The sequence below is a fragment of the Amycolatopsis sp. NPDC051071 genome, assembly GCF_040682875.1.
Lineage (GTDB): Bacteria > Actinomycetota > Actinomycetes > Mycobacteriales > Pseudonocardiaceae > Amycolatopsis.
Genome location: NZ_JBFBBY010000249.1, coordinates 1 through 8,713, shown reverse-complemented (window position 1 = coordinate 8,713; position 8,713 = coordinate 1). Strand labels below are relative to the sequence as shown.

Annotated in this window: 9 protein-coding genes and 1 pseudogene; 6 read left to right on the top strand and 4 right to left on the bottom strand. The window is 68.6% G+C overall.

Annotated elements, in window-relative coordinates; genetic code table 11:
* Positions 1–181: 181 nt before the first annotated feature.
* Positions 182–1,258 (bottom strand): 3-deoxy-7-phosphoheptulonate synthase, encoded by a 1,077-nt coding sequence (locus tag AB0M65_RS38910; protein WP_364039975.1) that lies wholly within the window; start codon positions 1,256–1,258, stop codon positions 182–184.
* A gap of 285 nt (positions 1,259–1,543) precedes the next feature.
* Here AB0M65_RS38910 and AB0M65_RS38905 point away from each other — a divergent pair, with 285 nt between their 5' ends.
* Positions 1,544–2,569: a 6-phosphofructokinase gene (locus AB0M65_RS38905; RefSeq protein ID WP_364039972.1), complete on the top strand. Its 1,026-nt coding sequence runs from the start codon at positions 1,544–1,546 to the stop codon at positions 2,567–2,569.
* 132 nt (positions 2,570–2,701) lie between these two features.
* On the top strand, positions 2,702–4,222 hold the full coding sequence (locus tag AB0M65_RS38900) for an amidohydrolase family protein (protein WP_364039969.1): 1,521 nt from the start codon (positions 2,702–2,704) through the stop codon (positions 4,220–4,222).
* A gap of 17 nt (positions 4,223–4,239) precedes the next feature.
* Here the strand turns inward: AB0M65_RS38900 and AB0M65_RS38895 are convergent, their stop codons facing one another.
* The gene (locus tag AB0M65_RS38895) at positions 4,240–4,431 is read right to left on the bottom strand and encodes a hypothetical protein (RefSeq protein WP_364039966.1); all 192 of its coding nucleotides are present in this window, start codon (positions 4,429–4,431) and stop codon (positions 4,240–4,242) included.
* A 15-nt stretch (positions 4,432–4,446) separates the two neighbouring features.
* Complete coding sequence (locus tag AB0M65_RS38890; RefSeq protein ID WP_364039963.1) at positions 4,447–4,917, bottom strand: group II truncated hemoglobin; 471 nt, start codon at positions 4,915–4,917, stop codon at positions 4,447–4,449.
* A gap of 103 nt (positions 4,918–5,020) precedes the next feature.
* Between AB0M65_RS38890 and AB0M65_RS38885 the strand changes: the two genes are divergently transcribed.
* Positions 5,021–5,362, top strand: a complete 342-nt coding sequence (locus tag AB0M65_RS38885) for a helix-turn-helix domain-containing protein (protein ID WP_364039960.1) — start codon at positions 5,021–5,023, stop codon at positions 5,360–5,362.
* Here AB0M65_RS38885 and AB0M65_RS38880 read toward each other — a convergent pair.
* Positions 5,356–5,511 (bottom strand): annotated as a pseudogene (locus AB0M65_RS38880) (ArsR family transcriptional regulator); the annotation flags it as partial. The gene AB0M65_RS38885 and the pseudogene AB0M65_RS38880 overlap by 7 nt on opposite strands.
* A 103-nt stretch (positions 5,512–5,614) precedes the next feature.
* Here AB0M65_RS38880 and AB0M65_RS38875 point away from each other — a divergent pair.
* From AB0M65_RS38875 to pyk, 3 genes are all read left to right on the top strand, one after another.
* Complete coding sequence (locus tag AB0M65_RS38875; protein WP_364039957.1) at positions 5,615–6,262, top strand: glycosyl hydrolase family 18 protein; 648 nt, start codon at positions 5,615–5,617, stop codon at positions 6,260–6,262.
* Positions 6,263–6,379: 117 nt separating this feature from the next.
* On the top strand, positions 6,380–7,045 hold the full coding sequence (locus tag AB0M65_RS38870) for a DUF2461 domain-containing protein (protein ID WP_364039954.1): 666 nt from the start codon (positions 6,380–6,382) through the stop codon (positions 7,043–7,045).
* Positions 7,046–7,155: 110 nt separating this feature from the next.
* A complete protein-coding gene (gene pyk, locus AB0M65_RS38865; protein ID WP_364039951.1) occupies positions 7,156–8,580 on the top strand; it encodes a pyruvate kinase in 1,425 nt (474 codons plus the stop codon).
* Positions 8,581–8,713: the final 133 nt, after the last annotated feature.

Genomic DNA, 8,713 nt, shown 5'->3' with positions numbered 1-8,713 from the left:
GAAAGGGTCTTTCAGGACAAAAAGTGTCCTGAAAGACCCTTTCATGACACCCGCCGACCCAACCCGACCCGCCGACCCAACCCGACCCGCCGACCCACCCCGACCCGCCGACCCACCCCGACCCAACCCGCCGACCCGCCCCACCGACCACCCCGACCCGCCGCTCGCGACCCCGACGCCCTCACCGCCGCGAGTCCACCGCCTCGGCCAGCGTGTCCAGCAGTTCCGCAGTCGTGTCCCACCCGAGGCAGGCGTCCGTGATCGACTGTCCGTAGGTCAGTGAAGCCGCCGAGCCCAGCGTCAGGTCCTGTCGTCCCGCCACCAGGAAGCTTTCCAGCATCAGCCCGGCGATGCCCCGCTCACCGGCGCCGATCCGCCCGGCGAGTTCGCGCACGACGGCGGCCTGCCGCACGTGGTCCTTCGCGCTGTTGCCGTGGCTCGCGTCGATGATCAAGCGTTCCGGCAGTCCCGACTTCGCCAGTCGCGCCAGCGTGTCGGACACGGTCGCGGCGTCGTAGTTCGGGCCGGTGGCGCTGCCGCGCAGGATCACGTGGCAGTCCTCGTTACCGGCGGTGGTGATCAGCGCGGCGAGACCGTCGGGGTTGATGCCGGCGAACACGTGGCTCGCGGCGGCCGCGCGGGTGGCGTCGACGGCGACCTGGACATCGCCCTCGGTCGAGTTTTTGATCCCCACGGGCATCGAGAGCGCACTGCACAGCTGCCGGTGCACCTGGCTCGCGGCGGTCCGCGCGCCGATCGAACCCCAGGTCACGGTGTCGGCGATGAACTGCGGGGTGATCGGGTCGAGGAATTCGCAGCCGACCGGCAGGCCGAGCGAGGAGACGTCGAGCAGCAGTTTGCGCGCCATCCGCAGGCCGTGGTTGACCTCGTAGGTGCCGTCGAGGCCCGGATCGTTGATCAGGCCCTTCCAGCCAAGCGTGGTCCGCGGCTTCTCGAAGTAGACGCGCATGACGATGTGCAGGTCGCGGCGGTGTTCTTCGGCCTTGGCGGCGAGGCGGCGGGCGTAGTCGAGTGCGGCGTCCGCGTCGTGCACCGAGCAGGGCCCGACGACGACGAGGAGCCGGTCGTCCCGGCCGTCGAGGATGTCGACGGCCGCGGCCCGCCCGGCTAGGACGGTATCGGCGATTTCCGTCGTCATCGGATGTTCGTGCCGCAGCATCGCGGGCGACAGCAGCGGGTTGACGGCCGCCGTGCGGTGCCCGTCGAGGGCGATGAGGGTGTCAGCGGAGGGAGACATCGCGGGTCTGGTTCCTTTCAAAAGGGATACCGACCCGCGGGACCTCGCCGAGCCGGTGTGATCCGGCTCGGGGTGGTGGTCAGCGCAGGTTGACGCCGCCGTGCCCACCCGGGGCCGGCTTCGTAAACCAGTAATAGCGCTGCACGACGCCAAGCTAGCACATCGTCTGTCGCGGACCGATTCCCGAGGTGGTCCGCCCTGCACCGATCCAGAGAACTGCCGCTACCCTAAGCGCCGGGACATGTGACTGTCTTCTCCCTACAGAACACAAGACGGAGGCTTCTGATGCGTGTCGGTGTGCTGACCGGCGGTGGCGACTGCCCGGGGCTCAACGCGGTGATCCGCGCTGTGGTGCGCAAGGGCATCGAGGTGCACGGCTGGGACGTCGTCGGGTTCCGCAACGGCTGGAACGGTCCCCTCACCGGGGACAGCCGTCCGCTCGGCCTGAACGACGTCGAAGACATCCTCACCCGCGGTGGCACCATCCTGCGTTCGTCGCGGACCAATCCGTACAAGATCGACGGCGGTGTCGACAAGATCAAGACCGTCCTCGCCGAGCAGCAGGTCGACGCGCTGATCGCGATCGGCGGCGAAGACACCCTCGGCGTCGCGAAGCGGCTCACGGACGACGGTATCGGCGTCGTCGGGGTGCCCAAGACGATCGACAACGACCTCGGAGCCACCGACTACACCTTCGGCTTCGACACCGCCGTCTCGATCGCCACCGAGGCCATCGACCGGCTGCACACCACGGCCGAGTCGCACCACCGCGCCCTGGTCGTCGAGGTCATGGGGCGGCACGCGGGCTGGATCGCGCTGCACTCCGGCCTCGCCGGCGGCGCGAGCGTGATCCTGGTGCCGGAGCGGCACTTCAACGTCGACCAGGTCGTCTCGTGGGTCGAGCGCCGTTTCGAGAAGGAGTACGCGCCGATCATCGTGGTCGCCGAGGGCGCGCTGCCCGAGGGCGGCGAGGAGCGGCTGCTCACCGGCGAGAAGGACGCCTTCGGGCACGTCCGGCTCGGCGGCATCGGCACCTGGCTCGCCGACGAGATCGCCGCCCGCACCGGCAAGGAGTCCCGCGCGGTCGTGCTCGGGCACGTCCAGCGCGGCGGGACCCCGACGGCCTACGACCGGGTGCTCGCCACCCGGTTCGGCCTCAACGCGGTCGACGCCGTCGCCGACGGTGATTTCGGCGTGATGGTCGCGTTGCGCGGCACTGACATCGTCCGCGTCAAACTCGCCGAAGCGACCGCCGAGCTGAAGACCGTCCCGGCCGAAAGGTACGAAGAAGCCGAAGTCTTCTTCGGCTGAGCCGCGTTTCAGGAGAAGGCCCCTTACTTTGTGCTGAGCTCGGTAAGGGGCCTTCGCTTTTCCTTGCGGCCCCGCCCTCGCGGCGAGTTGAATCGGCCATCCGGGGCATCTGGGTGGAAGGGCGGGGTCTTCATGACCGGAGCGGGATCCAACAGGCGCGAGTTCCTGAGATGGCTCGCCGCGAGCGGGGCCGGGGTGGCACTCGCCGGGATGCTGCCAGGTACGGCCGCGGCAGGCACGGGCGAGATCGTCGTCATCAAAGGCGTCACGCTGATCGACGGCACGGGTTCGGCTCCGCGCCGCGACGTCTCCGTCGTGCTCGTCGGCGACCGGATCGCCTGGGTCGGCGGCTCCGATCAGGTCCCGGAAACCGGTGCCGCGCGGGTGATCGACGGTCGCGGGAAGTTCCTCATCCCCGGGCTGTGGGATATGCACACCCACGGCGCGGACCTCGAAGAGATCGTGCCGCCACTGCACTTGGCCCATGGCGTCACAGGCGCCCGCGAGATGTGGGGATACGCCGAGAACCGCGCGACCCGGGACAAGATCGAACGCGGGGACCTGCTCGGCCCGCGTCTCGTGCTGGCGAGCGGGATCGTCGACGGACCGGTCACGCTGCTGGGCCCGCCGGTGCTCCAGGTGTCGACCGAAGCCGAGGCACGGGCGGCGATCCGCGCGGAGAAGGCGGCGGGTGCCGAGTTTGTCAAGGTCTACTCCTATCTCGGTCCCGAGGCACTGCGTGCGGTCGCGGACGAGGCCCACGACCAGGGGCTGCGGTTTTCCGGGCACTGGCCGTACAAGGTGTCCCACTTCGAGGCGAGCGATCTCGGCCAGCACAGTTTCGAGCACTTCTTCGGGGTGTCCGTCCACTGTTCGAGCCGTCGCGACGAGATCCTCGCCAGGCTGAAGGCGACGCCTTTCGACCCGGCGGCGCCGCGCGACTTCTTCAACCTCGCCAGGCGGCTGGAGTTCGAGTCGGTCTCCTCGTACAGCCCCAGCGCGGCGTGGTCCTATTTCAGCCGGTTGCGGCGCAACGGCACCTGGCATTCGCCGACGCTGACGATCAACCGGATCGTCACGCAGCCCGCCGAAACCCACAAGCAGGATCCGCGGCTGAAGTACATGCCCGCCGACATCCGCGAGGGCTGGGCGATCGGCATCGAACGGTTCGCGCCGAAGACGCCGTCGGAGATCGTCCTGCACGAGCGGTACTACCAGGAGACGCTGCGGCTGGTCGGGGCCGCGGACGACGCGGGCGTCGGGCTCATCGGCGGCACCGACTGCCTCAATCCGTACACCTTCCCCGGCAGCGGGCTGCACGAGGAGCTGGCCTTCCTGGTCGAGGCGGGCCTCTCGCCGTTGCGGGCGCTGAAGACCGTCACGAGCGACGCGGCGAAGTTCCTCGGCCGCGAGCGGACTTCGGGCACGGTCACGGTGGGGAAGGAGGCGGACCTCGTGCTGCTGGACGCGAATCCGGCCGCCGACATCCGGAACATCGCGAAAATCGATCTGGTGATCACGCGAGGGCGCGTCCTGGACAAGGCGGCGCGACGGCGGATGCTCGACGACGTCGAGGTCGCCGCCAGCCGCCCGCCCGCCCCCGGCGCGAGCACGCGGATCCAGTCGCCGGCCCGCCGAGGCTGTTGCTGCTGATCCCCGCCACGCGGGCGTCAGATGAGGGCGGTTTCGCAGGCGTCTCGTGCGGGCAGGGCGACGAGTTCGGCCATCCGCAGCGCCTGGACGGCCGCGACCAGTTCGCAAGCCGGCACCTGCTGGTACGCCGTTCCGGCGGCGGTCACGACGTCCACGCAGCGCAGGGTCCGGCCGTCGACCCGGATCGCGGCGGCCTCCTTTCCAGACACGCCCTATGAACGCCTTCAGTCCGACGGCGGCTGCCAGGGCGGGCGGTTGCCCCAGTCCCACTTCGGCATCGGCTCGGGAACGGTGACCTCGCGGCCCGGCTGGGAGAACATCACCGCGAGCCGGCTGCCCCATTCGACGTACGCGGCGAACGCGGAGCGGAACTCCGGATCGGCGGGGAGCCCGGCCTCGTTGGCGGAGTCGAAGAGCAGGTTCACCCAGCGACGGCGCTGCTGTTCGGTGATGGCCTTGCCGAGGTGCCGTCCGACCATATGCCGGTGGCCGCCGTGCTCGCCGCTGTAGCTCTCCGGGCCACCGAAGACCTCGGCGAGCCAGACCGCGACGTGCTCGGGATGGCCGGGGTCCATGTCGCGGAAGACCGGCTCCAGCAACGGATCCTTCAGGACGTGGTCGTAGAAGACCTGGGTCAGCCGCCGCAGGGCGTCCATCCCGCCTGCCCATTCGTACAACGTCGGCGTCTCGGTCACGTAGGGTCCTCCCAGTGGCGGTGATCTTCGTTCCGGCAAGGCAAGCACCCCAGGCCACCGGGGGCAACCGCTTACTTTTCGGTGCGTACCAAGGGGAGCGGTGATGAAGCGGTACCACTGCGCGGTCGAGCTGGCCGTCGACGTCATCGGCGGCAAGTGGAAGCCGGTGATCCTCTCGCATCTGAAGGAGGGCGCGCACCGCTACGGCGAACTGCGGCGGCGGATGCCCGGCGTCAGCGAGAAGATGCTGACCCAGCACCTGCGTGAACTGGAGGCGGACGGCCTCGTGCTCCGCGAGAGCCGGGAAGGCCGCGTGCCGCATGTCGAGTACCGGCTCACCGAGGAGGGGGAGCGGTTACGCCCCGCACTCCAGGCGCTTTACGACTGGGGGACGCGGCGCGCGGCCGACACCGGGATCACGTTCGAGCCGTTACCTGTTCACTGACTGTCCTCGTCGAGATGCCGCTCCAGCCCGTCGATCCGGGCCTCCCGGAACCGGTAGCACCGGCGCTGGGCGACGACACGGACGGTGACCAGACCAGCCTCGCGTAGTACACGCGGATGCTTCGATACGGCTGGCTGGCTCAGTTTGAGTAACTCCGGCGTGGGGCGTCTACCAGCGGAACTATCAGGTGAAGAACATCGACACATCGGGTGGGCGAGCAAGCTGACCCATATCAATTACTCGTTCGGCAACGTGACCAACGGTGGCTGCGCCCTCGGTGACGCCGAAGCGGCGACCAGCGGCTGGACCTGGTCCGGCGGCTTCGGCGAGGTGGCGAAGAATCCCGCCAAGTTCGCCGAGTCCTGCTACAACCTGGTCAACGACCCGCGCTGGGTTGGCGTCTTCGACGGTATCGACATCGATTGGGAGTACGCGAACGCCTGCGGGCTTTCGTGCGGCACCAGCGGCGCGGCCGCGATCAAGGAGCTGGCGCGGGCGCTGCGGACGAAGTTCGGCTCGAAGCTGGTCACCGACCTACGACTACTTCGGCGCATGGCCCCGCAGGGCCCGACGGCCCCGCACTCGCCGCTGAACGACTACGCGGGCATCCCGACCGCCGGTTTCCACTCCGACGCGGCGATCCAGAAGCTGAAGAGCAAGGGCGTCCCGGCGAGCAAACTGCTGCTGGGCATCGGCTTCTACGGCCGCGGCTGGACCGGCGTCACCCAGGACGCCCCCGGCGGCACCGCGACCGGCGCGGCACAGGGCACCTATGAAGCGGACATCGAGGACTACGACACCCCGGCGACCATCGGCGGCAAGGTCGCTACGCCAAGAACCAGGGTCTCGGCGGCGCCTTCTTCTGGGAGCGGTCCGGTGACACCGCCAACGGCGAGCTGATCACCGCTCTCGCCAAGTAAGCCTCTCTCGGGCGCGTGTGATGGCCCCCTTCCCTCGGCTGACCCGGGGAAAGGGGGCCTTCACGCGCTTGTCGGTGGGTGGGCTTAACGTCACCGCATGGGTTTCGAGGGTTTCGGTGAGTACGCCATCGACTTCTACGACGGTCTCGAGGCCGACAACTCCAAGTCCTATTGGGACGCGAACCTCGACACCTACAAGGCCGACGTCCGCGCGCCGATGGAGGCGTTGCTGGCGGAGCTGGTCCCGGAGTTCGGTGACGGCTTCGGCACCGGGAAGGTCTTCCGCCCGTACCGCGACGTCCGGTTCGCCAAGGACAAGACGCCTTACAAGACCCACTGTGGCGCGGTGATCGAGCAGGGCCGCGGCGGCGGCGCGTACTACGTCGAGGTCGGCCCGGCCGGGCTGCGTGTCGGCGGCGGCTGCTTCCATTTCGAGTCCGATCAGCTTGCCCGCTTCCGCAAGGCCGTCGACACCGAACCGCACGGCGACGAGCTGGGCAAAATCCTCGCGAAGCTGGAGAAGTCCGGCTGGGAGATCAAGGGCGACCGGCTCAAGTCCAAGCCGCGCGGCTTCGCCGAGGACCATCCGCGCATCGATCTGCTGAAGTACCGCTCGGTGTACGCCGTCCGCGCCTGGGAGCCGGACGACGTCCTGCACGAACGGGGTGCCTTCGACCGGGTGCGGAAGGCGTGGCGGCAGGTGCGGGTGTTCAACGAATGGGCACGTGACCGCGTGGGTCCGAGCGAGAAACCGCGCCGATAACCATCGAACCCTGTTCGGCAGTTGTCCGTCTCCCAGGTGAACTGACACTTTTCTTGAACTTTCGGTATCGGTAAAGACGTGGCACCGATGAGGGACTACGCTGTATGAACGTGAGCCGACGCGCGAAGATCGTTTGTACCCTGGGCCCCGCGACCGCTACGCCGGAGAAGATGCGGCAACTCGTCGACGCCGGGATGGACGTCGCGAGGATGAACTTCAGCCACGGGACGCACAGCGACCACAAGCAGGTCTACGACCTCATCCGCACCGCCGCCGCCGATTCCGGCCGCGCGGTGGGCGTCCTCGCCGACCTTCAGGGGCCGAAGATCCGTCTCGGCACCTTCGCGGGCGGGCCGGTCGAGTGGCACAACGGCGACATCGTGCGGATCACCGTCGAGGACGTCGCGGGCACCCACGACCGCGTCTCGACCACCTACAAAGGACTCGCTGACGACGCGAAGCCCGGCGACCGTCTCCTGGTGGATGACGGCAAGGTCGGCCTCGTGGTCAAGGAAGTCGACGGCCAGGACGTCGTCTGCGAGGTCACCGAAGGCGGCCCCGTCAGCAACAACAAGGGCGTTTCCCTGCCCGGTATGGACGTCTCCGTGCCCGCGATGTCCGAAAAGGACATCGAGGACCTCGAGTTCGCGCTCGAACTGGGTGTGGACTTCATCGCACTGTCGTTCGTCCGCTCGCCCGCCGACATCGATCTGGTCCACCAGGTGATGGACCGCGTCGGCAAGGGCCGCCTGCCGGTGGTCGCGAAGATCGAGAAGCCCGAAGCGGTCTATAACCTCGAAGCCATCGTGCTCGCCTTCGACGCGGTGATGATCGCGCGCGGCGACCTCGGCGTCGAGCTCCCGCTGGAGCAGGTCCCGCTGGTGCAGAAACGCACCATCCAGATCGCCCGCGAGAACGCGAAGCCGGTCATCGTCGCGACGCAGATGCTCGAATCGATGATCAACAGCTCCCGTCCGACCCGCGCGGAGGCCTCGGACGTCGCCAACGCGGTACTCGACGGCGCGGACGCCCTCATGCTCTCGGGTGAGACCAGCGTCGGCCGCTACGCCATCGAGGTGGTCCAGACGATGGGCCGGATCATCGAGGCCGTCGAGACCGACTCGCCCGTCGTGCCGCCGCTGTCACACGTCCCGCGTACCAAGCGCGGCGTCATCTCGTACGCGGCCCGCGACATCGGTGAGCGGCTGAACGCGAAGGCGCTGGTCGCCTTCACCCAGTCCGGTGACACCGTCCGGCGGCTCGCGCGGCTGCACACGCGGCTGCCGCTGTTGGCCTTCACGCCGGAAGAGAGCGTCCGCTGCCAGCTCGCGATGACCTGGGGCACCACGACCCGGATCGTGCCGAAGGTGGACTCCACCGACCAGATGATCCAGCAGGTCGACCACGCGATGCTCGAAATGGGCAAGTACGCCAAGGGTGACCTGGTGGTCATCGTCGCCGGCTCCCCGCCAGGGACCGTCGGCTCGACCAACCTCATCCGGGTGCACCGCCTCGGCGAAGACGACCACGCCTGACCCTGGTCACCTCGCGCCCGAGCCTCACGAGTGTCATGAGGGGTCCCCATAGGACGTTTTTCGTCCGGTGGTACGAGCGCAGCGCGTCGCCCGCCTTCATGTGGAGCGTGTGGACGTCGTCGTCCGCGTTGGC